Source organism: Streptomyces sp. NPDC059454 (assembly GCF_042749965.1).
In the GTDB taxonomy this organism is placed as follows: domain Bacteria; phylum Actinomycetota; class Actinomycetes; order Streptomycetales; family Streptomycetaceae; genus Streptomyces.
This window is the reverse complement of the sequence record NZ_JBHYVC010000069.1, coordinates 15165-40181: the sequence shown is the minus strand read 5'-3', so window position 1 is coordinate 40181 and position 25017 is coordinate 15165. Positions and strand designations below refer to the sequence as shown.

Here is a 25017-nt window from a genome sequence, read left to right as displayed (position 1 = left end):
CCACGCACGTGGCGGGGCCGGGGCCTGCCACACCGTCGGGGCGTCCCCCGTGGTTTCGCAGCCCGTGTTGCCCTGGGCTCCTGAGCCCTTTCTCGCCCCTGCCGCCCCTTCCCGTCCCTGGGGGTTCTGCCCCCAGACCCCCGTACGCGGTTCCCCGCGCCCCTGAAGTGGTCAGGCCGGGTTCGCGTGTCTCCAGCGGTTCGCCGGGGGCGGGCTTGCCGTCGGCCGTTGTCGCGGCCGGAACCGGGGTGCACGCCCGTGGTCCTGCCGGGCGGGGCTTCGGTGGCGGGTCGTCGGCCGTGGGGGTCTGCGGCTGTCGGGGCGTGGCGGGGTCGGTCAGGGGCGGGGAGTGTCCCCGGCCATCGCACCGGGCGGGCCGTGTCAGCCGCTCGGCAGCGCCCTGAGCAGGAGCAGGGCGATGTCGTCCAGCCGGTTCTCCGCGTCCGCGCCGTGCTGGACCAGGGAGTCGGCGAGATCGTCCAGGGGAAGGTCACCGAGGTCGGTGAGACGGCGGCACAGGCCGGCGACGGCGTCCTCGAAGTCGGTGCCGGGGGCTTCCACCAGGCCGTCGGTGTAGAGGACGAGCAGCGAACCGGGGGAGAGGTCGACCTCGGTCGACGGATACGCCGCCGAGCCGTCGATGCCCAGCAGCGGGCCCCCGGCCAGGTCCAGTACCCGCACCCGCCCGTCCGGCCTGCGCAGCAGCGGCGGCGGGTGACCCGCGCGGGACATCACGGCCCGCCCGTGCGCGGGATCGAGCCGCAGGTACAGACAGCTGGCGAACAGGTCCGCACCCAGTTCCAGCAGCAGCCGGTTGGTGCTGCGCATCACCTCCTCGGGCGCCTGCCCGACGGCCGTGTACGCGCGCACCGCGGTACGGACCTGCCCCATCAGCCCGGCCGCCGTCACGTTGTGCCCCTGCACGTCCCCGATCACCGCCGCCGCCATCCCCTGCGTCGGCACCAGGTCGTAGAAGTCACCCCCGATCTCCATCCCCTGGGTGGCCGGCAGATAGCGGGCCGCCGCCTCGATCCCCGCCAGCGACGGCAGCGTGTGCGGCAGCAGCGCCTCCTGCAGCCCGTGCGCGAGCCGGTGCTTGGCGTCGTAGAGCAGGGCCCGCTCCAGCGCCTGGGCGATCAGACCCGCCAGGTTGGTCAGCACCGCCCGCTCCTCCGTCGCGAAGTGGTGCGGCGCCGCGTACGACAGCACGCACGTCCCCACCGGGCGCCCCGAGGCGATCAGCGGCAGATACGCCCACGCCGCGAACTCCGACGGGTTCACCAGCAGCGCCGGATACAGATGCTCGACCTCCTCCCGGCTCTCGAAGAAGGCGGGGACGCCGGAACGCAGCACCTGGCTGCCGGGAGTCGGCTCCGACAGCGGCATCCCGTCGAACCGCTCCACGACCCGCGCGTCCGCGTACCCCTGGTGGCCCAGCACGCGCAGTCGGCCCGCCCGGGACCCGAGCATCACCAGCCCCTGGCTGCCGACCGCCGGCGCGATCTCGTCCGCGACCAGCTGCACCACGTCCTGCACCCCGACCGCCTCGGTCAGCGCCCCGGCGAGGCTCAGCACCTGGGTGATGGTGACCAGCCTCGGGTGGCCCTGCCCGGGCCGCGCCGCCGAGCGGTTCATCTCCGCCACCGCCCGCGCCCGGCTGATCCGCACACTGAGTCCGGTGGTACTCGGATACAGCCGGAACGACAGCCACTCGCCCGGCGGGCGCAGCGCGACGAACGAGGTGACGTGCTGGCTGAACAGCGCGGCCCGGTACCGGTCCTCGTACACGGGATCGTTCAGCCACGGCACCGACGCCCACATCTGGGCCCCGAGCAGCCGGTTCGCCGGAACGCCCAGCAGCTCCGCGGCGGCGGCGTTGGCGAAGCCGACCCGTCCGTGCAGATCGAGCGAGCACAGGCCGTACGGCAGCCGGGACACCATCCGCGCCGCCTCCACCGTGCCGAGCGTGCCGGCCATGCCGCCCACCGGCGGCGCCGCCAGCAGGTCCGGCTCAGGAGCCAGCGGCAGGCTCTGCTCGGCGGCCCGCTCCAGCCGCACCGCGAGCCGGTCACAGGCGGCGGTCAGATGATCGCGCTCCCGGTCGGACAGCTCCGGCGGATGGGTGCCGGGCCAGGTCACGAAGACCGCGCCGTACGCCTTCGTCCCCGTCGCCACCGGCAGCGCGGCCAGCGAGAAGGGATACGGCAGCACCATGGCGATACGGGGATAGTGGCGGGCCATCTCCTCCTCGCCGCCCACCCACACCAGCCGTCGTTCGCGCACCGCGTCGGAGACCGGGATCGGCGCGCTCAGCCCCACCCGTTCCCACGGGGCCGCGAAGGCGCGGGGCAGCCCCGCCATCACCGCCATCTCCAGTATCGGCTGGTCCGGCGAGAGCAGGTACACGGCTCCGGAGTGGGCGTGTACCTCGTCCATCATCGAGGCCAGCGTCAGCGACAGCAGCGGCCGGCCGACCGGCGCCCGCCCATCCGCCGGCGTCCGCGCGGACGACTGCCCCTCGGACACGCCGACCACCTCCTCTCCAGGCCGCGCCACCGGTCCCGGGACCCAATCTCCCCCTTGCCGGACCGTCGAGCACGACGAGCGCCGGGGAAGGGACCGCACGCCCCGCCGGGCAACGCACTCTCCGTGTACCCCGGACCTGGGCCCGTAGGGCTCCGGGGGCGTCCGCGCCCCGCGCACCTCGGGGGCCGCCGAACGCGCACAGGGGCTGCGCAGGTGTTCCGTAAGCGCTGTAATGGCCAATGTGGTCGGTGAGGGCGCTGCGGGACGCAGCACGAGAACGCTGCGCGCGGAAGGTGCCCTGACGGCGATCGCGGTCGACCCCGAGTCACCCGAGCGGGTGCGCAGAATCCTGGAGCAGGCCCTGGTCTTCGCCGGTGCCGTGTTCGCCGCCGTGTACACGGCGGGCGCGGACGGAGAACTGCTGTACCTGGCGGAATCCGTCGGGGTGCCGCGAACCCTGTGCGGAGTGCGGGACAGCTACCCCGTCGCCGGGCGCGCTCCGGTGGCCGAGGCCCACCGCGGGCGGCCGGTGTGGCTGGGCCCGGACGACCTCGCCGCGCAGGCGCAGTCACGGCGCGTGCCCAGCCGTGACTTCTTCCTGGCGGCGCTGCCCCTGCGCGGCGACGGCGGCGGCTGCCTGCTCGCGGTCGGCGAGCGCGCCGACGGCTTCGACGCCGACGACCGCTTCTGCCTCGGCCTCGTCGCCGACGCCCTCGCCCTCCCCGCGCAGGCCGCCACCGCCGAGGCCGCCGATCTGCAGCCCGGGGGCTTCAGCCTCGCCATGGACACCGGGCGGGTCCGGGTCGGCGAGGACATCCTGGAGCTGTTCGGCCTCGACCCGGACGACTTCGACGGGCGGGTGGAGACCCTGCTGAGCCTGACGGTCCCGGAGGACCTGCCCTCACTGATGTCCGTCGTCGAGGCCGACCACATGACGATCGGGGACCGCGAACTGGAGTTCCGGGTGCTCCAGCCCACCGGCCCGCCCAAGTGGCTCCGGCTGCGCGGCCGGCTGGTGCACGGCGGCGAGGGGCGTCCCGCCCGGCTGGTGGGCTCCGTCGCCGACGCCTCCACACTGCGCTCCGACATCACGGACGTGGCCCGCGTCCAGCGCCTCGCCGCCGCGCTCGCCACCGCGGTCACCGTCCGCGACGTCGGCAAGGCCGTGGTCGCCGCGCTGCGCCGGCCGCTGCGGGCCGACCGGATCGCACTCGCCGAGCTGGAGAGCGAACGGCTCGTCGTCACCGTCCTCGACCCGCCGGAACCGGAGGCCTGGCCGGATCAGTGGCGCGCGGAGTGGCGCACCGAGTGGCCCGACGCGCCGGTGCGCACCATGCCCACCCTCGCCGCCGCCCTGCGCGAGGGCCGCGCCGGCATCTGGCCGGCCGGTTCCCCCCTGGAGACCGCCCTCGCCCAGGTCGGCCCCGGCGGACTCGCCGTGCTGCCGCTGCCGGCCGGGAACCGCATGGCCGGCGCCTGTCTGATCGGCTGGGACATCCCGCACGACTTCGGCCCCGACGAACGCGCCCTCCTCACCGCCGCCGCCGGCCTCGCCGGACAGGCCCTGATGCGGGCCCGCGCCTTCGACGCCGAGCACGAACTGGTCGGCATGCTCCAGCGCCAGCTGCTGCCGCGCCGCCTGCCCCGGCTCCCCGGCGCGGTCGCCGTCGCCCGTTATCTGCCCAGCACCGCCGGCCTGGAGCTGGGCGGCGACTGGTACGACGTGATCCCGCTGCCGGACAACCATGTCGCCCTCGTCATTGGCGACGTCCAGGGGCACAGCGCCGGCGCCGCCACCCTCATGGGCCAGATGCGCACCGCGCTGCGCGCCTACGCCGTCGAGGGACACCCCCCGGACGTGGTGGTCTCCCACTCCAACCGGCTCCTCATGGACATGGAGACCGACCTCTTCGCCACCTGTTGCTACGTCGACGTCGACATGGAGGAGGGCTTGGCCTGGTGCGTCCGCGCCGGCCATCTGCCGCCGGTGCTGCGTCACCCGGACGGCCGTACCGAGATCGCGGAGGTCGAGGGCGGCCCGCCGCTCGGTGTGGTGCGGCAGAGCGACTTCCCCATGAGCCCGCTCCGCCTGCAGCCCGGCACGATGGTCGCGCTCACCACGGACGGCCTGGTCGAGTCGCACGAGGCCGACATCGACGAGGGAATGGACCGCTTCGCCCGGCAGCTGTCCGCCGCCGACCCCGCCCACCTCGGGCCCGTCGCGGACGCCCTGCTGGGCAAGGCCCCGCGCAGCGACGACGTCGCCCTGCTGCTGATGCGCTACGACGGCATGGCCTCCCGCCCGCTGCGGGAGAGCTGGACGGTGTGGCGGGTACCCCAGGCGGTCGGGCACGCCCGCCGCTTCACCCGGCGCACCCTGCGCTCCTGGGGTGTGACCGCGGACCTCGACGGCGCCCTGCTCGTCGTCTCCGAACTGGTCACCAACGCCCTGGTGCACACCGACGGCCAGGTCCGCCTCGACATCACCCTGGTCAACGACCGGCTGCGCCTCGCGGTCGCCGACGCCTCGCCCCGTACCCCCGTGAAGCCCACCAGCATCGGCTGGGAGGCCACCGGAGGCCGGGGCATCCTCCTCGTCGAGGCCGTGTCGGCCACCTGGGGGACCCTTCCGGTCAGTGGGGGCAAGCAGGTGTGGGCGGAGTTCGTGCTGCGGCCCTGACGGTCGCCGGGCCCGCCGGCCGGGAACGCCCGCGCCCGGTGACCGTACGGCTCCGCCGGGTACCCGGGACGCCACCGGGAGATCAGGAGAGAGGACACGTCATGACACAGCACGTGCGCGACATCATGACCGGCGCACCGGTGACCGTCGGGCCGCAGACCTCCGTCGCGGAGGTCGCCCGCATCATGCGCGACCGCGACCTCGGGTCCGTCCTGGTGACCGACGGCGACCGGCTGCGCGGACTGGTCACCGACCGCGACCTGGTGGTGCGGTCGGTCTCCGGGGGCGGTGATCCCGAGGACACCACCGTGGCCGGCGCGTGCAGCGACGACCTGGTGACCGTGGCACCGGACGACGACCTGGACCACGCGGTGCGGCTGATGCGCGAACACGCCGTGCGTCGCGTCCCGGTCGTCGAGGACGGACGCCCCGTCGGTGTCGTCTCGCTGGGCGACACCGCCATGGAACGCGACCCGGAGTCCGCCCTCGGTGACATCAGCGTGGCCCGGCCCAACACCTGATGAGGACGTCGGCCCGGACGGGCCCCCGCCCGGGCGGGGGTGTCGGGGAGGCGGAGGCCCGTACGGCGGGCGGGTGTTTGTCCGGCGCGGCACCGGGGACCCGAAGGGCAGCGGAGCGGAAGGAAGATGATGAGTCGTGACCTCGGAGACCAGTGACCGGCCCCGCCGGGTGGAGACCGGCTGGGCGCGAGCCCGGCGACTGCGCGGCAAGGACCCGCTGCGGACCTGCCTCCCCGCCGTGGACCGCGGTACCACCTCCACCACCTCGAACACGAGTGTGGAGGGAAATATCGTAAGGGGTGAGGATTAGCCCGCACTCGGGCGACTCGTCGGCCGTCTCGCAGGATTTCGCGACGCACGGGTGAAGCAAGTGATCTCCCATCCGCCGGAACACGACCATGGTGAGCCGGATGAGGACTCTCGTGCTGTCCGGCGGTACCGGGACCCGGCCGGGCCGATCCCCCGCACCTCAGCGGAACAGCCGGTGCCCGTGGCCGACGGGCCCGTACTCTCCCACGGGTCGTGGCCCCTGGCGGAAGCGGATGTCACCGAGGCCGGAACGACCGTGGGCGACACGGCCGCGGAGACCGAGGACGAAGCCGGCGACAGCGTCGCCGGCTTCGTCGAGGAGTCCCGCGGGTGCCGGCCCACACACCGCCCGCGATCGCCGTGAGCGGGCCGTACGGGAGAACCGCCCGGCGCGAGCGCGATCGCGCGTACCGTTTGGCTCCACGGGGTCCGCAGCGCTAACTTCATGCGGACGATGATCGGTCCGGAAGAAGCCCGCCACCCCACCGTCGCCACCGGCGCCGGCGGGACCACCTGGCGTGATCCGGCCCGGGAGGTGTCCCGCCCGACAGGAGCCGACCCGGAGCGGACTACGGCCCACCAGCACGGCGGCCTTCCCGTGCCCCGTACGGCGCCCTCGCGTACGACCGCGGGCAGGACATCGGCCTGCCCGCGCCGCGCGACCGGCGCAGCCCTGCACGAAGCACTGCCCCGCATCCGCAAGGAGAGTCCCCTTCGTGAAACGCCATGAGTTCCTCCGGGAACTGCACAAGGTCAGCGCCAACCGCAACTACCTGGAGATCGGCGTCAACGACGGCCGCAGCCTGCGTCTGTCACGCGTCCCCAGCATCGCGGTCGACCCCGCCTTCAAGGTGGTCTCGGAGCTGAAGTGCGACGTCCACCTGGTGAAGGCCACCAGTGACGACTTCTTCGCCCGCGACAACCCGCTGGCCCACCTCAAGGGCGGCCGGCATCCGCTGCGCAATCTGCGCCGGGGCCGCAGCCCGATCGGCCACTGGCGCCGCACCACGCTCGACCTGTCGTTCATCGACGGCATGCACCTGTTCGAGTACGCCCTGCGCGACCTCATGAACGTCGAGAAGCACTCCGACTGGGCCAGTGTGATGGTCCTCGACGACATGCTGCCGCGCAGCGTGGACGAGGCCGCCCGCGACCGGCACACCAACGCCTGGACCGGCGACGTCTACAAGATCACCGAGGTGCTGGCGCGCTACCGCCCCGACCTGGTGACCGTCCTGGTCGACACCGAGCCCACCGGCCAGCTCGTGGTCTTCGGCGCCGATCCCGACAACACGGTGCTGCACGACAAGTACGACGAGATCATGGCCGAGTACAAGGTGCCCGACCCGCAGAAGGTGCCCGAGGCGATCCTGGAGCGGGCCGGGGCGGTGCCCCCGGAGGCGCTGCTGCAGGCCGGGTTCTGGCGTGCCCTCGCCCAGGCCCGTAACCGCGGACTGCCGCGGCGCGTGGGCTGGGAGCCCCTGCGCCGCGCCCTGGAACAGGTCGGCGTCAGCCGCTGAACCCTCTGCCGGGCAGCCCTTCGTGGCAGGCGCGGCAGACCTCGTACGAGGGCACCGGGCCGAGGCATTCCGCCTCGGCCCGGTGCCGGTCCTTCGGCCTTTCGGTCCTTCGGGGACAGCGCCGGGCCGGCGCCCTCGGGTCGGGTGCGCCCCGTGGAGCACGTCCCCGGAGGGACACCGGGCGGCCGGCCCGCGGTCACCGCTCTTTGCCGGCCGGGGGGAACACCTTCGCGCGGACCGCGCCGAGCGCCCGCCGCGCGGCACGCACCAGTTTCCGTGCCGTGCCGGGACGCGGGACGGTCACCACCAGCACGCCGCCGCCGCCGGAGCGGAGCGCGAACGGCAGCCCGCTCCAAGCGGGTTGCGCGGCATCGGGGTCCGGGCTCAGGGCGACCCGCCAGATCCCCCGGGGGAGCCGGGCGGGCAACGTGGCCTCCAGCAGGGAGCCCGGCCCGTCCGCCTCGCCGGTGAGCGTGCCGGACGCGTGCAGCGTCCTGCCGGAAGCGGTGAACCCGAGCCCCACCCGGGCGCCCTCGGCCGCGTGCAGCGGGAGCCGGGCGCGCAGCCGGGTCCCGGAGGCGGTGACGTCCGGCCGCCGCACACCGCCCAGACCGAGCCGCTTGCCCTTCACCCCCGTGTCCAGCGAGAGATTCCCGTGCGGCTCGGTCCAGTACGGCAGGACCGCGCGACGGCCGGTCACACCCGCGTACGGCTCGGGACGCGTGGCGCGCGGGGCGGGGCCGAGCCGGCACTCCTTGGTCCAGCCGCCCAGCTTCACCCGTACGACCGCGTCCCAGACCCCGTCTCCCGGCAGTTCGGCGGGATCGACGGTGGCGGTCGCCCGCAGCACCAGCCGCACCCGCTCCCCGCCGTCGACGGGAACCGTCTCCCGGGTGAACTCCACGGGCTGGAAGTACTGGGCGGAGCTGGACCGTTCACGCAGCAGCAGATCCGCGGTGGCCTGTCCGAACCGGGCCGCGGTCCGAGCGCCGACCCACGCCACTGCCTCCTCCACGTTCTTCGGGGTGTCGGCCAGCGGCTCGCGGGCGGCGTCCGCGGGGAAGGTCATCGGCTCGCGGGCGGAGGTGTATTCGGCGGTGAAATTGATGTGCAGCGAGCCGCTGCGCCACTCCACGTCCAGGGGCGTCGCCGTCGGCGCGACACCGGCCTCCCAGGCGGCGAAGGCCACCACGTCGTCGTACCGGTCGGCCTCGGTCAGCGCGGCGACGACCTGCTGCGTCGGCTGCAGTCCGGCGGGGACACCCGGGCCGAACCGCTCGACGACGACCTTGTGGATCTCCGCGAACAGCTCCCTGCGGTAGTCGTCCGGCAGCCCCAGCAGCCGCCGGGCCCGCAGCCGCTCCACCATCTCCACCCGCAGCCAGCGGCGGAACAGCCGGTCCCGTACCGGGCCCGGCTCGGTGTACCGCTCGACGACGTCGAGCGCCTCCCGCAGGTTGCCGAAGTACCCCACGGGGTCGAAGCGCTGGAAGCCGGCGTTGGAGGCGTCGTCGCGCCTGATGTGGTAGTAGCAGACGTAGTCACTGAGCACGGACACGTTGTCCGCGCGCAGATACGCCTCGGTGACGAAGACATGGTCCTCCAGGCGCCGCCGCCCCTCCGGGAAGCGCAGCCCGATACGGTCGAGGAACTCCCGGCGGAACATCTTGTGCGGGGTGAGACTGTCGATCAGCGGGGCGCTCTCGACCGTCGCCCGCGGATGGTTGCGGCGGAACAACTCCACCGGCACCCCGCGGTTCTTGCCGGCCATCTTCCCCACGACGACATCGGCGCCGTGAGCCACGCCGTACGCGTACATCCGCTCCAGGGCCTCGTCGCCGAGATAGTCGTCGTTGTCGACGAACATCACGAACTCGCCCCGCGCGGCGGCGATCCCCACGTTGCGGGGCTTGCCCGGCCAGCCGGAGTTCTCCTGGTGGATCACCCGCATCCGGGGATCCTCGGCGGCGAGCCGGTCGAGCCGGGCCGGTGTCCCGTCGGTCGACCCGTCGTCGACGAAGATCGCCTCGTACTCGTCGGGGGGCAGCGACTGCCGCTGCAGTGAGGAGACACAGTCCTCGATGTGGATCCCCGGGTTGTACACGGGAATGATGACGCTGACCTTGACCGGCATCTGGATCTGGGCCCTTCGGGTCTCTCGCCGTCGAACGTGAGGGCTTGGCATGCGTCGCCCGATCGTAACGCCGCGGCCGCCGCCTTCCCCGCTTCGCCCCGCCGCCGGGAGCCCGCCGTGACGAGCACCGGCACCCGTCGGCCGACGTGCTCACCGGGTCACTTGAGGCGTGGCGTCCCACGGGGGACGCTCCGCCGTCTAGTCTGCCGCTCGTGCGACTGCTCCTGACCTCCGACACCCACCTGCCGAAGCGCGCCAAGCGGCTGCCCCCGGCGCTGCTGGACGAACTCCCGCGTGCGGACGTCGTGTTCCACGCGGGGGACTGGGTCGACACCGCCACCCTCGATCTCCTGGAGAGCCGCAGCCGCAGACTCGTCGGCGTGTACGGCAACAATGACGGGCCCGAACTGCGGGCCCGGCTGCCGGAGACCGCGTACGCGGATCTCGGCGGACTGCGCTTCGGCGTGGTCCACGAGACGGGCCCGGCACAGGGGCGGGAGAACCGGTGCGCCGCACGCTTCCCCGGGGTTGACGTGCTGGTGTTCGGACACAGTCACATCCCGTGGGACACCACCGCTCCCACGGGACTCCGTCTGCTCAACCCGGGATCACCGACGGACCGACGCCGGCAACCCCACTGCACCTACATGACCGCCACGGTCACCGGGGGCCGACTCATGGAGGTGGAACTCCACCGGCTGCCCCCGCGCTGACGGGCCGGGCCGCTTCGTGTCGGTGAAAGCGGCCCGGACACTGCGAGTAGTTGCGCTCTCACGGACCTCCTTCCCACGATCGGAGGTGATACCGGGCGACTACCCCCTCCCGCGGGACTCACACACCTGTTCCCGGGTTTTCCTCCGGGCCGCCCGGTCGCCGCCTTGTCGTGGCCGATGGGAACCAGGTGAACCAGGTGGCCGGAGGGGCCGGAGGGGCCGGATGGACCGTCGCCTCCGTCACGACCGGCGGCGTTCCCGTGCCGCCCCGGCGCAGTGCGGCGATCCCGGCGGCCAGGGACACGGCCACCTCCTCCGGCGTACGGGCGCCGGGGCCGACCCGGGGTGAGGGCGAGCTGGAGAGCGCCTTCGCGCACTACGCGCCCGTCACCCGCGGCACGCCACCCCGGTGCCCGCGCACGGATCACACCCCGCTGAACCGGAAGGAGTATCTGCTGAACGTGACGCGGAGGGTGGCCGGTTGAGTCACCCCCGCCCACCCTCCGCGCCCGACCAGCCGGCCTCCACATGGCCGAGGCGCACCCGCTGAGGGTGGTCGCCGACGGGTACGGACACGGTCTTCTCGCCGGTCGCGAAGTCGATGGCGGTGACCCGGTCGGCGCCGCTCTCGGAGACCACGCAGGACCTGCCGTCACCGCTGACGGTCGCCCAGTACGGCTTGGACGCGGTGACGAGTGGCCCCTGCTGAAGGGTCGCGCGGTCGACGACGGTCGCGTAGTCGTCCATGGTGCCCGCCACGCACAGCTTGGTGCCGTCGGGTTTCATGGTGATGCCGTGGTGGCGCGAGTCGTTGACCCAGGTGGTGCGGTCGTCGCTGGTGGCCGGGTTCTTGGGCAGGGTCTTGGTGCGGGTGATGCGGTCGGTGGCGACGTCGTACTCGAAGAAGCCGTTGAAGAACGACACCTGGAAGTACAGCTTCGACTCGTCCGGGGAGAACGCGGCCGGGCGCACCGCGTCCGAGTGGTCCTTCAGGCCGACGGCGTCGAGCCGGTCCCGCATGTCGATCACCTTGACCTGCTTGAACGTGGTCGCGTCGACGACCGTGACCCGGCGGTCGCCCTTCGTCCAGTCCAGCCAGGTCGCGTCGAGCGCGGTGTTCACCTCGCCGATGGACATGTTCCAGATGTACTTGCCGTCATTGCTGAAGACGTTCTCGTGCGGCTTGTCGCCGGTCTTGAACGAGCCGAGCTCGTCACCGGTCCCGATGTCCAGGACGTGCACCGTGTTGGAGGTCGAGGCCGAGACGGCGACCCGCTTGCCGTCGGGGGAGACCGCCATATGGTCGGAGCGGTAACCCGACACCGGGAAGCGCCAGTTGATCCGTCCGGTGGCGAGGTCGAGGGAGACCACGTCGGCGAAGCTCGGCCGGGAGACCACCACCGAGGCGCCGTCCGGGGTGGAGTACATGTCGTCGACGAACTGGTCGTGGCCCTCGCCGACGCCGCTTCGGATCGCCATGAAGTAGATCCAGCGGATCGGGTCGGCGTTGATCTCGGCCATCCGCTCGTCCTTGTCGGGGACGACGTCGATCCGGCCGATCCGTGCGAAGTCACCGGTGGACTCGATGACATCGGCGGTGCCGTCCCAGTTGTTGCCCACGAACAGCACCTCGCGCAGGGCGGGGGAGGAGTCGGCGGTCGCGGCGGTGGGCGCCGTGACGGTGAGGACGAGCGCGGCGGCGATGGCGCACAGGTACCTGGTTCTGCGGACCGGCATGACGGCTCTCTCCAGAATCTGGAAGCACGTGCTCTGAGAATCAACTTACTGAAAAGTAAGGAAGAGAGTCGTCCACGGCAAGACCGCGTACACGACAAAATCAAGCGGCGCCGCCATCGGGTGGCCGGCGGTCTGGAACGCCGATCCGCGCCCCGACGGCACCCGCCCCTGCGCGGTCCGGACCTCCACGACACGGAGGAGATCCTGGCGTACGTCCGTGCCGCACGCGGCGTGGTGCCGGTACCGGAGTCGGTCGGGGGCGCTCTTCCCCCGCCCCGACATCGCCTACGTCACCGTCACCGACGTCCCGCCCGGCGTGGTGGCCTCGCCTGGGACGGCACGCACCCCTCACCCCTTGTCGAGGACTTCGCGGCGGCGGCGCGCAGCACGCGCTCGCCGCCGACTCCCTAGCCGGCCGACAGGGCGACGAGAGCGGTCCCGACGGCCAGGGCACAGCCCAGTAGCATCCAGCCCAGCAGCCGTTGCCGCAGCTGCCGGTACCGGGCGTCGTACTGCGCCCGCAGTTCCTCGCCCCGTCGGGCCGTCCGCCGCCACGACGCCCGGCTGAGGGCCAGGTACCGCTCGGTGAACCGCCGGGCGACCTCCTCCTGCTGGTGCTCCGTCAGCCAGTCGAGACCGGCGAACAGCGGCGTCGCGAACATCAGCAGCATGATCGTGCCGTGCATCGTGAACGCCTGGTTGAACTGTTCGTTCGACACGACCTGCAGGCCCGGCCGGGCCAGCTCGGCGCGCATCACCAGGGCCATCACGCCACCGATGACGAAGAACACGAACGACGTCACCAGATACAGCGTGCCGATCGTCTTGTGGGCGGTGGTCGTCAGCCACGACGGGCCCTTGCGGCCCCTGAGTCCGTTGATGCTTTTCACGACCAGCCTGTGTCCGCCACCCGTCCGCCGCACGACCCCACCCGGCTGCGCGCCTATCTTGCCGAGACGGCGTACGGCGAGATCCGGACGACGCCTGAACTCCTGGACGCCACCGCCCAGTTGCTGGACCACTGGACGCTCGGCGCGCGTGAGTCCGCCGCGCTCGCCCGCCTGCTGGCGGACGCGGACGGGCTACGGCCCGCGGGCCGGGTCACGGACCGGCTGGGCCGTCCCGGCCAGGCCTATGTGTACGACGACCGCCCCGGCGTCCGCCACATGCTGATCCTGGACCCGTCCGTCGGCGCCGTCCTCGGCCTGGAGCAGACGTTCACCACCGATCAGCCCGAGTACGGTGTGCGGGCGGGCGATGTCATGCAGTACAGCGCCTGGATGCGCTGATCACCTCCGTACCGCCGTTCCTACTCGTCCCAGGCCTGGATCATCACCTGTCCGGTGATCCTGCCGTCCCGCAGCGTGAGCATCGACTCCGACAGCACCCGCATCCCGTCCGCGTACCGGCAGCTCTCGCAGTAGGCGGCGTGATCGCCCTGGACGACGCACGCCTCGAGCGTGTGCGTCATGTCGCGGCTGTAGACGTCGTCCAGCGCGGCGGCGATCTCGTCCCGGCCGTGCAGGACCTTGGGGTGACTGGGCTGGGTGTTGCGGTCCACGACGCGCAGTTCCGCGTCGTCCGCGTAGAGCGCCACCAGGTTCGCCGACGTGTCCGCCTCGATGCCCCGGCGCAGTGTGTCGGCGCCGAAGACGGGTTGTGCCGAGGTCGTCATGACGACCCACCTCCTCCGAGGGGCCGCGGCCCGGACCTCCGGCGGGCCGGGACGGCCTCTCCTACGAGCGTCCTCCGGCCCGCGGGGCCCGGCAAGCCGGGCCCCGCGCCGTCCGGCCGCGCTCACTCGGCCGTCGCGAGGAACTGCGTGGCCGCCAGCTCCGCGTACAGCGGATCGGCGGTCACCAGCTCCCGGTGCGTGCCGACGGCCCGCACCCGGCCCGCGTCCATCACCACGATCCGGTCGGCCGCCGTCACCGTGGACAGCCGGTGCGCGACGACCAGGACCGTCGTCGTGCGCGCCACGTCGGCGACGGTGTCCCGCAGCGCCGCCTCGTTCACCGCGTCGAGCTGCGAGGTGGCCTCGTCGAGCAGCAGCAGCCGGGGGCGGCGCAGCAGGGCGCGGGCGATGGCGACCCGCTGGCGCTCACCGCCGGACAGCTTGGTGCCGCGATGCCCGACGAGGGTGCCGAGCCCGTCCGGCAGCCGGGACACCAGACCGTCGAGCCGGGTCGTCTTCAGCACCCGCGTCAGGGTGGCGTCGTCCGCCTCGGGGTTGCCCAGCAGCAGGTTGTCCCGCAGGGAGCCCGACAGCACCGGCGCGTCCTGCTCCACATAGCCGATCGCGGCCCGCAGCCGCGGCAGCTCCCAGTCGGCCAGCTCACGGCCGTCGAGCGTGATCACGCCGGAGTCGGGGTCGTAGAACCGCTCGATGAGGGAGAAGACGGTGGTCTTGCCCGCGCCGGACGGACCGACGAACGCGGTCATGCCCCGGGCGGGCACGGTGAACGTCACCCCGTGGTGGACGTACGGCAGGTCGTCGGCGTACCGGAAGCGGACGTCCTCGAAGGCGAGCGCGGCGGGCTCGGCGCCGGACGTGGGCAACGGCGCGGGCGCGGCGGCCGGTTCGGCGGGCAGCCGCAGCGCCTCCTGGATCCGGGCGAGGGCGGCGCTGCCCGTCTGGTACTGCGTGAGCGCGCCGACGACCTGCTGGATCGGTGCCATCAGATAGAACACGAACAGCAGGAACGCCACCAGCGTCCCGATGTCGATGGCGTCGGTCGCCACCCGCGCGCCGCCCACCGCGAGCACCGTGATGAACGCGATCTGCATCGCGAGGCCGGCCGTGTTGCCCGCCGCGGCCGACCACTTGGCGGCGCGCACGCTCTGCCGCCACGACTCCTGCGCGGCCTCGTGCAGCGCGCGCTCCTCCCGCGGCTCGGCACCGGACGCCTTGACCGTGCGCAGCGCGCCGAGCACCCGCTCCAGCGAGGCGCCCATCACACCGACCGCGTCCTGCGCCTGCCGGGAGGCCCGGTTGATGTGCGGCACGATCACGCCCAGCACCGTGCCCGCGAGCGCGATCACCCCCAGCGTGACACCCAGCAGCACCGGGTCCACGAAACCCATCAGCACCACGGTCGCGATCAGCGTCAGCCCGCCCGTGCCGAGGCCCACCAGCGAGTCCGTGGTCACCTCGCGCAGCAGGGTGGTGTCGGAGGTGATGCGGGCCATCAGGTCGCCCGGCTCACTGCGGTCGACGGCGGTGATCCGCAGCCGCAGCAGATACGACGACAGCGAGCGCCGTGCCCCGAGCACCACCGACTCGGCGGTGCGCCGCAGCACGTACGAACCCAGCGCCCCCAGTACGGCGTTGGCGACCACGAGCGCCGACATCAGCAGCAGCGCGCCGGTGATCGCCCGGTCGTCCGAGAGATCGTCGATCAGGTCCCGGGCCACCAGCGGCAGCATCAGCCCCGTCGCCCCGGTCATCAGGGACAGCACGGCACCGCCCAGCAGGGCCCACCGGTGCGGCCGTACATATCCGAGAAGCAGCCGCCAGGCGGGCGGACCGGATTCCTCTGCTGCGATGCTCACGTCGCCCCCCATGGCGTCGGACGGAGGTCCAGGCTACGTCGCGGGGGTGGACCCGTCGCACGGCGGGCGGCGGGAGCGATCATTCCCGCGTAGGGTCGAAGGGACGGACCCGGCCGATGAAGGAGTCAGCAGCATGGCGCAGGAAGTACGCGGCGTGATCGCACCCGGCAAGGACGAGCCGGTACGGATCGAGACGATCGTCGTGCCCGATCCCGGCCCCGGCGAGGCGGTCGTCCGGATCCAGGCCTGCGGGGTGTGCCACACCGATCTGCACTACAAGCAGGGCGGGATCAGCGACGACTTCCCGTTCCTGCTCGGCCACGAGGCCGCGGGTGTGGTCGAGTCGGTCGGCGACGGCGTCACCGACGTCGAGCCCGGTGACTTCGTGATCCTCAACTGGCGCGCGGTGTGCGGGAAGTGCCGGGCCTGTCTGCGCGGACGCCCCTGGTACTGCTTCGACACACACAACGCGAAGCAGCGGATGACCCTCGCCTCCACGGGCCAGGAGCTCTCCCCGGCCCTGGGCATCGGGGCCTTCGCCGAGAAGACCCTCGTCGCCGCCGGACAGTGCACCAAGGTCGACGCGGCCGTCTCCGCGCAGGTCGCCGGGCTGCTCGGCTGCGGTGTGATGGCCGGCATCGGCGCCGCGATCAACACCGGGAACGTCGGCCGGGGCGACTCGGTCGCCGTCATCGGCTGCGGCGGCGTCGGGGACGCGGCGATCGCCGGGTCCCGGCTCGCCGGAGCGGCGAGGATCATCGCCGTCGACGTCGACGACCGCAAGCTCGACACCGCGCGCTCCATGGGCGCCACCCACACCGTCAACTCGCGCGAGAACGAACCCGTCGAGGCGATCCGCGAACTCACCGGCGGCTTCGGCGCCGACGTCGTCATCGAGGCCGTCGGCCGCCCCGAGACGTACGAACAGGCCTTCTACGCCCGTGACCTGGCCGGCACGGTCGTCCTGGTCGGCGTCCCCACCCCGGAGATGAAGCTCGAACTGCCGCTGCTCGACGTCTTCGGCCGCGGCGGCTCCCTGAAGTCCTCCTGGTACGGCGACTGTCTGCCCTCCCGGGACTTCCCGATGCTGATCGACCTGCATCTCCAGGGCCGCCTGGACCTGGGCGCGTTCGTCACCGAGACCATCCGGCTCGACGAGGTGGAGAAGGCCTTCGAGCGGATGCACCAAGGCGACGTGCTGCGTTCGGTGGTGGTGCTGTGATGGCCGCCCGCATCGAACGACTCGTCACCTCCGGACAGTTCAGCCTCGACGGCGGCACCTGGGACGTCGACAACAACGTCTGGATCGTCGGCGACGACCACGAGGCGATCGTCATCGACGCCGCCCACGACGCCGACGCCATCGCCGAGGCGGTGGGGGATCGGCGCCTGACGGCCATCGTGTGCACCCACGCCCACAACGACCACATCGACGCCGCGCCCGCCCTCGCCGAGCGCACCGGCGCCGCCATCTGGCTGCACCCCGACGACCTGGGGCTGTGGAAGCAGACCCACCCCGACCGCGACCCCGACTCCTGGCTCGCCGACGGACAGGTGATCGAGGCCGCGGGCGCCGACCTCACCGTGCTGCACACCCCCGGGCACGCCCCCGGCGCGGTCTGCCTGTACGACCCGGGGCTGGGCGCCGTGTTCACCGGCGACACCCTCTTCCAGGGCGGTCCGGGCGCCACCGGCCGCTCCTTCTCGCACTTCCCGACGATCATCGACTCGATCCGGGACCGGCTGCTGACCCTCCCGCCGGAGACGAAGGTCCTCACCGGCCACGGCGATCCGACCACCATCGGCGCGGAGGCCCCGCACCTGGAGGAATGGATCGCCCGGGGCCACTGAGCGCCCGCCCGGGTGACCGGCGCGAAAAGGTGACAGAAGATGTCCGGCTTACCCGTCACGCTCGAAGCGACAGCAGAGAGCCGTTGACGGGAGGCCGTACATGTCGGAACAGCTGAAGGACAGGGTCGCGCTGGTGGCCGGGGCGACCCGGGGAGCCGGACGGGGCATCGCCGTGGAACTGGGGGCGGCGGGCGCGACCGTGTACGTCACGGGCCGCACCACCCGCGCCCGCCGCTCCGAGTACGACCGCCCGGAGACCATCGAGGACACCGCCGACCTGGTGACCGAGGCGGGCGGCCGGGGCATCGCGGTGCCGACCGACCATCTGGAACCGGGGCAGGTGAAGGCACTGGTCGACCGCATCGCCGGTGAACAGGGCCGCCTGGACGTCCTCGTCAACGACATCTGGGGCGGCGAGACGCTCTTCGACTGGGACGCGCCGCTCTGGGAGCACGACCTGGACAAGGGCCTGCGCCTGCTCCGCCTCGCGGTGGAGACCCACGCGATCACCAGCCACCACGCCCTGCCCCTGCTGCTGCGCAACCCCGGCGGACTGGTCGTCGAGGTCACCGACGGCACCGCCGACTACAACCGCGACCACTACCGCGTCTCCTTCTTCTACGACCTCGCCAAGTCCGCCGTCCTGCGCATGGCGTTCGCCCTCGGCCACGAACTCGGCCCGCGCGGCGCCACGGCCGTCGCCCTCACCCCGGGCTGGCTGCGCTCGGAGATCATGCTCGACCAATTCGGCGTACGCGAGGACAACTGGCGCGACGCCCTCGACGACGTCCCCCACTTCGCGATCTCGGAGACCCCGCGCTACGTCGGGCGGGCCGTCGCCGCCCTCGCCGCCGACCCGGAGGCGGCCCGCTTCAACGGCGCGTCGTTGTCCAGCGGCGGCCTCGCCCAGGAGTACGGCTTCACCGACCTCGACGGCAGCCGCCCGGACGCCTGGCGCTACCTCGTCGAGGTGCAGGACGCGGGCAAGCCGGCGGACGTGACCGGCTACCGCTGATCCCGTCCGCCCCCTGCCGCCGTGAGCGCCCCGGCGGCTACCTTCGCCCCATGACGACGGACACGAGGCGTTTCGCCGGGTACGGAGTTCTCATCACCGGGGCGGCACGCGGCATCGGCGCGGCCACCGCCGCGCGGTTCGCCGAGGAGGGGGCGCGGGTCCTGGTGGCCGACGTGGACCCCGACGAGGCGGAGCGGACGGCGTCGGCGCTGCGCGAGCGAGGGCTCGGCGCCGACGCCGTCGTCTGTGACGTGACCGACCGGGCCTCGGTCGAGGCGGCCGTCGCGCACGCCGTGCACACCTTCGGCTCGCTCGACGTCCTGGTCAACAACGCCGCCCACTGCACACCGGACGCGCCCCGCTTCGAGGACGAGCCGGACGACGAGTGGGCCACGGACCTCGACGTCACTCTCACCGGCGCGTACCGCTGCTGCCGCGCCGCGCTCGAGCACCTCGCCGCCTCCGGCCGGGGCGCGATCGTGAGCGTCGGCTCCGTCAACGGCCTCCAGGACTTCGGCAACCACGCCTACAGCGCGGCCAAGGCGGGTCTGGTCTCCCTCACCCGCACCCTCGCCGGGCACGCGGCGCCCCGCGGGGTGCGGGTCAACCTCGTCGCACCGGGGACCGTCCGCACCCGCGCCTGGGCGGGCCGGGACGAGGAACTCGAAGCGGCCCGGCGCCTCTACCCGCTGGGCCGGGTCGGCGAGCCCGGGGACATCGCGGCCGCCGTCGCCTTCCTCGCCTCCCGCGACGCGGCATGGATCACCGGCACCACCCTCACCGTCGACGGCGGCATCACGGCGGTCAACTCGGGGTTCCGGCAGGCGCTGGGCGAGGCCTCGCCGCAGTAGTCGATCATTTCCGGCCTTTCCGGCCGATGTCACTGTTCGGTTGCACCCCGGTTCGTCCGCACAACCAATTTTCCTGTGAGGTCGTCTACCTGGCAGAGTGCGCAGGCCATGCGCTCACTTCTGCGGAAAGGCAAAACAGACCATGGGGGACATACGTAGACGGAGTGCCGTCGTTATCGGGGTCACCTCGCTGGTGGCTCCGCTCACGCTCGCGCTCGGCGCGACACCGGCGCAGGCCGCGAGCTGCACCACCTCGACGGGCCCGTACCAGAAGAAGGTGGAGAAGTTCCTCGGCCGTCCGGTCGACGGAAAGCAGTCCTCCGCCGACTGCAAGGCCATCCGCGCCTTCCAGACCAAGCACGGCATCACGCCGAACATCGGGTATGCCGGCCCGGTGACCTGGGGTGTGATGGACCTGATGAACAAGCAGAAGGCCGTCGGAAAGAACCCGAACAAATCGGGCAAGTGCCCCACGAACAAGGGCCGTATCGCCTGCGTGAACCTCACGCTCCAGCTCAGCTGGATCCAGGACGGCAAGAAGCTCGTCCACGGCCCCGTCCCGGTCCGTACGGGACGCGACGGGTACGAGACCCGCACCGGCCTGAAGAAGATCTACTGGCGCAACATCGACCACGTCTCGACCATCTACGACGTACCGATGCCCTACAGCCAGTTCTTCGACGGCGGCCAGGCCTTCCACTCGGCCGGCGTCAGCATGTGGAACCCGCCCGGCTCCCACGGCTGCGTCAACATGACGAAGACCACCGCCAAGAAGTACTGGTCGCTGCTGAAGAACGGCGACGACGTCTACGTGTACGGCCGCAAGCCGGGCACCTGATCGCCGCGGGCGCCCGGCCTGCCGGGCGCCTCGCACCCCGGACGCGCCCCGAGGGCCGGGATGTGAACTCGCCCACGTTCCATGGTAGATGGACGTGATCAGCGACACTGCCCGAAATGTCCGATAGGCGTGCGATTACTCACAGCGCCTTCACGTCCGGCCCCGTATGCTTCACGGCATGTCCACCACTGTTGAACGCTCCTCCGAGCGATCGGCTGCCGAGGTCAACGAGGAGATCCGGGCCCTGTGGCTCCGGTCGGGCGGGACACTGAGCGTCGAACAGCGCGAGGAGTACCAGCGCCTGGTCCAGGAGTGGGCCTCGGCCCTCCCGCAACCGGCCAGGGCCGCCTGAGCGGCGATCCGAACCGCCTCGGCATCGTTACACCGCCATAAGGGCACCCGTGACTGAATGGGTGCCCTCCTCGCACTGACCTCGGCCCTCTGCTACGGCATCGTCGACTTCGCCGGCGGCCTGCTGTCCCGCCGCGTCCCGCATGCCGCCGTCACCTTCCTCGGCCAGCTCGGCGGTCTGCTGCTCGCCGCGGGGGCCGCCCTCCTCCTGCCCGCCGACGCCCTCGCCGGCTCCGACCTCCTCTGGGGCGCCCTGTCCGGCGTCGGCAGCGCCACCGCCATGCGCTTCCTCAACCGTGGCCTGAGTCACGGCGCGATGAGCGTGGTCGTGCCGGTGAGCGCCGTCACGGGCGTCGCACTGTCCGTCCTGTGCGGCGTCCTCCTCCTCGGCGACCGTCCGGGCGCCCTGGCCTGGGCGGGGTCGCCGTCACCGGACCCGCCCTGTGGTGGGTGTCCGGCGGCGGCACCCGTATGGGCCGGGAGGCGACGGACGGGCTCTGGCCGGCGCCGGCGTCGCCGTGCAGTACGTCGCCCTGGGGCAGGCCGATCCCGCGAGCGGGCTGTGGCCGGTAGTCGCGGGCCGGATCGCCGCCGTCCTCGTCCTGCTGCCCGGCGCCGCCCGCCGCCCCGGCCTCCTGCGGCTGCCCGCGCGGCCGTGCGCCCAGGCCCTGCTGATCGGGGCGGGCGCCGCCCTCGGCCTCATCCTCTACCTGCTGGCCGCCCAGCGGCAGATGCTCGCCGTCGCGGTGGTCCTCGCCTCCCTCTACCCCGCGCTCCCGGTCCTCCTCGGCCTCGCCGTCCTGCACGAACGCGTCTCCCGACGGCAGGCCGCCGGGCTGCTGGGAGCCGCCCTGGCGACCGTGCTGCTCACCATCGGCTGACGGCCGGCCCGGACCCGCCGCCCGCTCAGCCCCATGTCGCCGAGTAGTGACGCCGGTACGCCTTGCGGTCCTGCTCCGCCCGTATCCAGCGCGACGCCACCAGGGCGACCAGACTGCCCGCGATCACCAGCAGCCCGGGTCCGACGTTACGGGGGTCGGCCAGCCGGGACAGCAGGGTCGACGCGTCCGGGACGATGCCCCGCACCGGAGTCGACGACCCCGGCGAGGCCGCGTCCGGAGCCGCCGCACCCTGTGCGTCCGACGGAGCGGGGGAGGGCGCCGCCGCACCGCCGTCGGCCCCGGGTGCCACGACGAGCCGTACGTCGAGCTGCGCCAGCGCCTTCGTCACCGGCTGGAAGTACGTCGTACCGCCCGTCCGGCAGTCACCGCTGCCGCCCGACGTGACACCGAGCGCGATGCCCTCGGAGAACATCGGACCACCACTGTCCCCGGGTTCGGCGCACACATTCGACTCGATGAGACCGCTGACCGTGCCCTCGGGATAGTTCACCGTCGCGTCGAGCGCGGTCACCTCACCGTCCCGCAGCCCGCTGGTGCTGCCGCTGCGGAACACGCGCTGGCCCACCGCCGGATCCGCCACCCCCGTGATCCGCACACCCTTGCCGTCGCCGACGGCCACCACGCCGGCGCCCTCGCCGGCCCGGCCGCCGGCGTACTCGATCAGCGAGTAGTCGTCCCCGGGGAAGCTGCCGCCGACCGTCGTCCCGACCTCCTGCCTGCCCTGGTTGTCGGCGAACCACACCGACCCGTCGGGCCCGCAGTGCCCGGCCGTGAGGATGAAGTCCCGCTTCCCGTCGGTCACGTTGAACCCCGCCGAACAGCGGCCGGCCGTCGACAGGATGGGCCGCGCCCCGTTGATCCGGGTGGTGAAGGTGCCCCCGCTCCGCTCCATGCGGACGAAACCGCCGATGCCGTCCGCCACTTCGGTCAGCTTCGACCAGTCGTCCGCCGACACCGTGCTGTCGCCCCGGACCACCACCTCGTTGGTCCGGTAGTCCACGGCCCACGCGGTCCCGGGCACGCGCGGCGCCGAACCCAGAGTCTCGGCGGCGGACTTGAAGTCGTCCATGCTGTGCCGCACCATCTTCGGCTCGGCGCCGGCCTCGCGCACCTCGGCCGCTGCCTCCTCGTCGGTGACCGCGACCACCGCCCTGCCGTCGTCGGCGATCCAACTGCCCGCCGTGCGGGACGTGCCGAGCTTCGACACCAGGCCGGCGCCCGGCCCGGCCGCCGGCTCCCCGGCGGTGGCGAACGGAACCGCGTCGGGCGCGCGGGGCTCACTGGCGACGGCGTGAGTGACCATCGTGGCCCCCAGGAGGAGTCCGCCGACGGCCGCCAGCCGTGTCACTCGCCGGACGGCCCGTCGTCGTGCGTGCCTCATGCGTGGCTCCCGAACGTCAGCGGCGCGGTGCGCACACCGCGAGGGCCTCCCCTGAGTCGAAGGCCCTCTTCCCATACGGGTCCGCGACCCGGCGCGTTCAGCCCGGACGTGATCCCGTCCGGCGGAAGGCGGAAGGCGGAAGGCGGAAGGCGGAAGGCGCCCCGCCGTCCCGGTGCCCACCCGCACCACGGCCGCCTATCGTGTGCCCATGACCAGGATTCCGCACGAGACGTCCGGTGAGCCGAATCCGCTGCACGCCCTCGACCTGGACCGCCTGCGCCGCCGCACCAGCATGAAATGGCGCACCTACCCCGAGGACGTCCTGCCCCTGTGGGTGGCCGAGATGGACGTCCCCCTGGCCGAACCGGTCGTCCGCGCCGTCACCGGGGCGATGGAACTCGGCGACACCGGCTATCCCGCCGGCACCGCCTACGCCCAGGCGCTGGCCGCCTTCGCGGACAAGCGGTGGGACTGGGGCGGGCTCGCCGTGGAGCGCACCGCGATCGTGCCCGACGTCATGCTGGGCGTCGTCGAGATGCTGAAACTGGTCACCGGGTACGGGGACGCGGTGGTGGTGAACTCACCGGTGTACCCGCCGTTCTACGATTTCGTCGGGCACATGGACCGCCGGGTGGCCGAGGCCCCGCTGGGCGCGGACGCGCGGATCGACCCCGATGTCCTGGAGGACACCTTCCGGCGGGTGACGGCCGGCCGGCGGCGGGCCGCCTACCTGCTGTGCAGCCCGCACAACCCCACCGGGACCGTGCACACCGCCGACGAGCTGTCCGCCGTCGCCGCCCTCGCCGAGCGGTACGGCGTACGCGTCGTCGCCGACGAGATCCACGCCCCGCTGGCCGTCGGCGGCACGCGGTTCGTGCCGTATCCGAGCGTGCCGGGCGGTGAGCGCGGCCTGTCGCTGATGTCGGCGTCGAAGGCGTGGAACCTGGCCGGGCTCAAGGCGGCCCTCGCCGTCGCGGGGCCCGAGGCCGCAGGCGACCTGGCGCGGCTGCCCAAGGAGGTCGGCCACGGTCCGAGTCACGTCGGCGTCCTCGCCCACACCGCCGCCCTGCGCGACGGCACGGCCTGGCTGGACGCCCTGCTCGCCGGACTCGACGCCAACCGCCGGCTGCTCGCGGACCTCCTGGCCGAGCGGCTGCCGGCGATCCGCTACCGGCCGGGCGACGCCACCTACCTCGCCTGGCTGGACTGCCGCGCACTCGGCCTCGGTGACGACCCCGCCGACACCTTCCTCCGGCACGGCCGCGTGGCACTCAACTCCGGCCTCCCCTTCGGCACGGGAGGAGCCGGCCACGCCCGGCTGAACCTCGCCGCCTCGCCCGAGGTGCTCGAGGAGGCGGTGCGGCGGATGGCGGACGCCGTTCAGCGTGCGGGCGGTGCCCGTGGCTGACGAGTGCTACGGCCACCCGCGGCTCGCCGCGGTCTACGACCCGCTCGACCCCGACCGGGGCGATCTCGACGCGTACCTCGGTATGGCGGAGGAGTTCGGCGCCCGGCGGGTGCTGGACATCGGCTGTGGAACAGGGGTGTTCGCCCTGCTGCTGGCCGGCCGGGGGATCGAGGTCGTCGGCGTCGACCCGGCCGAGGCGTCCCTCGACGTGGCGCGGGGCGGGCCGGGCGGCGCACGGGTCCGCTGGATCGAGGGTGACGCGACGGCGCTCCCGCCGCTGCGGGTCGATCTGGCGACCATGACGGCGAACGTCGCCCAGGCCATCGCCGATCCCGGCGCCTGGCACGGCACCCTGCGGGGCGCCCACGCGGCGCTGCGGCCCGGGGGGCGCCTGGTGTTCGAGACCCGCGATCCGGCCCGGCGGGCCTGGGAGGGATGGACCCGTGAGAAGTCGTACCGCAGGACGGACGTACCCGGCGTCGGCACGGTCGAGCACTGGCACCGGGTGACCGGCGTGGACGGCCCGCTGGTGACGTTCCGCACCACCTACGTGTTCGCCGCGGACGGGGCGGTGCTGACCTCGGACTCGACGCTGCGCTTCCGCGAGCGGGGGGAGGTCGAGGCGGACCTCGCCGGGCACGGCTTCGTGGTGGAGGAGGTACGGGACGCTCCCGACCGCCCGGGCCGCGAGTTCGTCTTCGTCGCGCGCCGTCCGGACGCCTAGACTT

At 72.9% G+C, this 25017-nt stretch carries 20 protein-coding genes and 3 pseudogenes; 16 read left to right on the top strand and 7 right to left on the bottom strand.

Annotated features, from left to right (window positions below):
- Nucleotides 1–381: 381 nt before the first annotated feature.
- Entirely contained in the window at nucleotides 382–2526 is a 2145-nt protein-coding gene (locus ACFXAE_RS31300; RefSeq protein ID WP_384721366.1) for a SpoIIE family protein phosphatase, read from the bottom strand.
- A 232-nt stretch (nucleotides 2527–2758) separates the two neighbouring features.
- On the opposite strand from ACFXAE_RS31300, the gene ACFXAE_RS31295 reads away from it, so the two are divergent.
- The 3 genes from ACFXAE_RS31295 (at nucleotide 2759) to ACFXAE_RS31285 (ending at nucleotide 7556) form a co-directional block, all read left to right on the top strand.
- Complete coding sequence (locus ACFXAE_RS31295; protein ID WP_384721363.1) at nucleotides 2759–5206, top strand: SpoIIE family protein phosphatase; 2448 nt, start codon at nucleotides 2759–2761, stop codon at nucleotides 5204–5206.
- 101 nt (nucleotides 5207–5307) lie between these two features.
- A complete protein-coding gene (locus tag ACFXAE_RS31290) occupies nucleotides 5308–5727 on the top strand; it encodes a CBS domain-containing protein (RefSeq protein ID WP_384721360.1) in 420 nt (139 codons plus the stop codon).
- Between the two features lie 1025 nt (nucleotides 5728–6752).
- Nucleotides 6753–7556: a class I SAM-dependent methyltransferase gene (locus ACFXAE_RS31285; protein ID WP_384721357.1), complete on the top strand. Its 804-nt coding sequence runs from the start codon at nucleotides 6753–6755 to the stop codon at nucleotides 7554–7556.
- A gap of 196 nt (nucleotides 7557–7752) precedes the next feature.
- On the opposite strand, the gene ACFXAE_RS31280 is transcribed toward ACFXAE_RS31285, so the two are convergent.
- On the bottom strand, nucleotides 7753–9690 hold the full coding sequence (locus ACFXAE_RS31280) for a glycosyltransferase family 2 protein (RefSeq protein WP_384721354.1): 1938 nt from the start codon (nucleotides 9688–9690) through the stop codon (nucleotides 7753–7755).
- Nucleotides 9691–9902: 212 nt separating this feature from the next.
- On the opposite strand from ACFXAE_RS31280, the gene ACFXAE_RS31275 reads away from it, so the two are divergent.
- Both ACFXAE_RS31275 and ACFXAE_RS31270 read left to right on the top strand, forming a co-directional pair.
- Nucleotides 9903–10403: a metallophosphoesterase family protein gene (locus tag ACFXAE_RS31275; protein ID WP_384721351.1), complete on the top strand. Its 501-nt coding sequence runs from the start codon at nucleotides 9903–9905 to the stop codon at nucleotides 10401–10403.
- Nucleotides 10404–10687: 284 nt separating this feature from the next.
- A pseudogene (locus ACFXAE_RS31270) lies at nucleotides 10688–10888 on the top strand (hypothetical protein); the annotation flags it as partial.
- A gap of 1 nt (nucleotide 10889) precedes the next feature.
- Here the strand turns inward: ACFXAE_RS31270 and ACFXAE_RS31265 are convergent.
- Complete coding sequence (locus tag ACFXAE_RS31265; RefSeq protein WP_384721348.1) at nucleotides 10890–12140, bottom strand: YncE family protein; 1251 nt, start codon at nucleotides 12138–12140, stop codon at nucleotides 10890–10892.
- 623 nt (nucleotides 12141–12763) lie between these two features.
- A pseudogene (locus ACFXAE_RS31260) lies at nucleotides 12764–13036 on the bottom strand (cbb3-type cytochrome c oxidase subunit I); the annotation flags it as partial.
- A 3-nt stretch (nucleotides 13037–13039) separates the two neighbouring features.
- Here ACFXAE_RS31260 and ACFXAE_RS31255 point away from each other — a divergent pair.
- Entirely contained in the window at nucleotides 13040–13429 is a 390-nt protein-coding gene (locus ACFXAE_RS31255; RefSeq protein WP_384721345.1) for a hypothetical protein, read from the top strand.
- Between the two features lie 20 nt (nucleotides 13430–13449).
- On the opposite strand, the gene ACFXAE_RS31250 is transcribed toward ACFXAE_RS31255, so the two are convergent.
- Nucleotides 13450–13815: a nuclear transport factor 2 family protein gene (locus ACFXAE_RS31250; RefSeq protein WP_384721342.1), complete on the bottom strand. Its 366-nt coding sequence runs from the start codon at nucleotides 13813–13815 to the stop codon at nucleotides 13450–13452.
- 122 nt (nucleotides 13816–13937) lie between these two features.
- Nucleotides 13938–15704, bottom strand: coding sequence for an ABC transporter ATP-binding protein (locus tag ACFXAE_RS31245; RefSeq protein WP_384721339.1), 1767 nt, complete (start codon nucleotides 15702–15704; stop codon nucleotides 13938–13940).
- Nucleotides 15705–15825: 121 nt separating this feature from the next.
- On the opposite strand from ACFXAE_RS31245, the gene ACFXAE_RS31240 reads away from it, so the two are divergent.
- From ACFXAE_RS31240 to ACFXAE_RS31205, 8 genes and pseudogenes are all read left to right on the top strand, one after another.
- Nucleotides 15826–16914 (top strand): S-(hydroxymethyl)mycothiol dehydrogenase, encoded by a 1089-nt coding sequence (locus ACFXAE_RS31240; protein WP_384721336.1) that lies wholly within the window; start codon nucleotides 15826–15828, stop codon nucleotides 16912–16914.
- A complete protein-coding gene (locus ACFXAE_RS31235) occupies nucleotides 16914–17543 on the top strand; it encodes an MBL fold metallo-hydrolase (protein WP_384721333.1) in 630 nt (209 codons plus the stop codon). Before ACFXAE_RS31240 ends, ACFXAE_RS31235 begins: the two co-directional genes overlap by 1 nt.
- 100 nt (nucleotides 17544–17643) lie before the next feature.
- Nucleotides 17644–18558: an SDR family oxidoreductase gene (locus tag ACFXAE_RS31230; RefSeq protein WP_384721330.1), complete on the top strand. Its 915-nt coding sequence runs from the start codon at nucleotides 17644–17646 to the stop codon at nucleotides 18556–18558.
- 50 nt (nucleotides 18559–18608) lie between these two features.
- Nucleotides 18609–19409 carry an SDR family NAD(P)-dependent oxidoreductase gene (locus ACFXAE_RS31225; protein WP_384721327.1) on the top strand — a complete coding sequence of 267 codons (801 nt, stop codon included), beginning with the start codon at nucleotides 18609–18611 and terminating at the stop codon, nucleotides 19407–19409.
- 142 nt (nucleotides 19410–19551) lie between these two features.
- Nucleotides 19552–20247, top strand: a complete 696-nt coding sequence (locus ACFXAE_RS31220) for a L,D-transpeptidase family protein (protein ID WP_384721324.1) — start codon at nucleotides 19552–19554, stop codon at nucleotides 20245–20247.
- Nucleotides 20248–20413: 166 nt separating this feature from the next.
- Nucleotides 20414–20599, top strand: coding sequence for a hypothetical protein (locus ACFXAE_RS31215; protein WP_384721321.1), 186 nt, complete (start codon nucleotides 20414–20416; stop codon nucleotides 20597–20599).
- Nucleotides 20600–20656: 57 nt separating this feature from the next.
- Nucleotides 20657–20959: pseudogene (locus ACFXAE_RS31210) on the top strand (multidrug DMT transporter permease); the annotation flags it as partial.
- 157 nt (nucleotides 20960–21116) lie between these two features.
- Nucleotides 21117–21479 (top strand): EamA family transporter, encoded by a 363-nt coding sequence (locus tag ACFXAE_RS31205; RefSeq protein ID WP_384721318.1) that lies wholly within the window; start codon nucleotides 21117–21119, stop codon nucleotides 21477–21479.
- 25 nt (nucleotides 21480–21504) lie between these two features.
- On the opposite strand, the gene ACFXAE_RS31200 is transcribed toward ACFXAE_RS31205, so the two are convergent.
- On the bottom strand, nucleotides 21505–22881 hold the full coding sequence (locus ACFXAE_RS31200) for a S1 family peptidase (RefSeq protein WP_384721315.1): 1377 nt from the start codon (nucleotides 22879–22881) through the stop codon (nucleotides 21505–21507).
- 208 nt (nucleotides 22882–23089) lie between these two features.
- On the opposite strand from ACFXAE_RS31200, the gene ACFXAE_RS31195 reads away from it, so the two are divergent.
- Nucleotides 23090–24289: a MalY/PatB family protein gene (locus ACFXAE_RS31195; protein ID WP_384721312.1), complete on the top strand. Its 1200-nt coding sequence runs from the start codon at nucleotides 23090–23092 to the stop codon at nucleotides 24287–24289.
- Complete coding sequence (locus tag ACFXAE_RS31190) at nucleotides 24282–25013, top strand: class I SAM-dependent methyltransferase (protein ID WP_384721369.1); 732 nt, start codon at nucleotides 24282–24284, stop codon at nucleotides 25011–25013. Before ACFXAE_RS31195 ends, ACFXAE_RS31190 begins: the two co-directional genes overlap by 8 nt.
- Nucleotides 25014–25017: the final 4 nt, after the last annotated feature.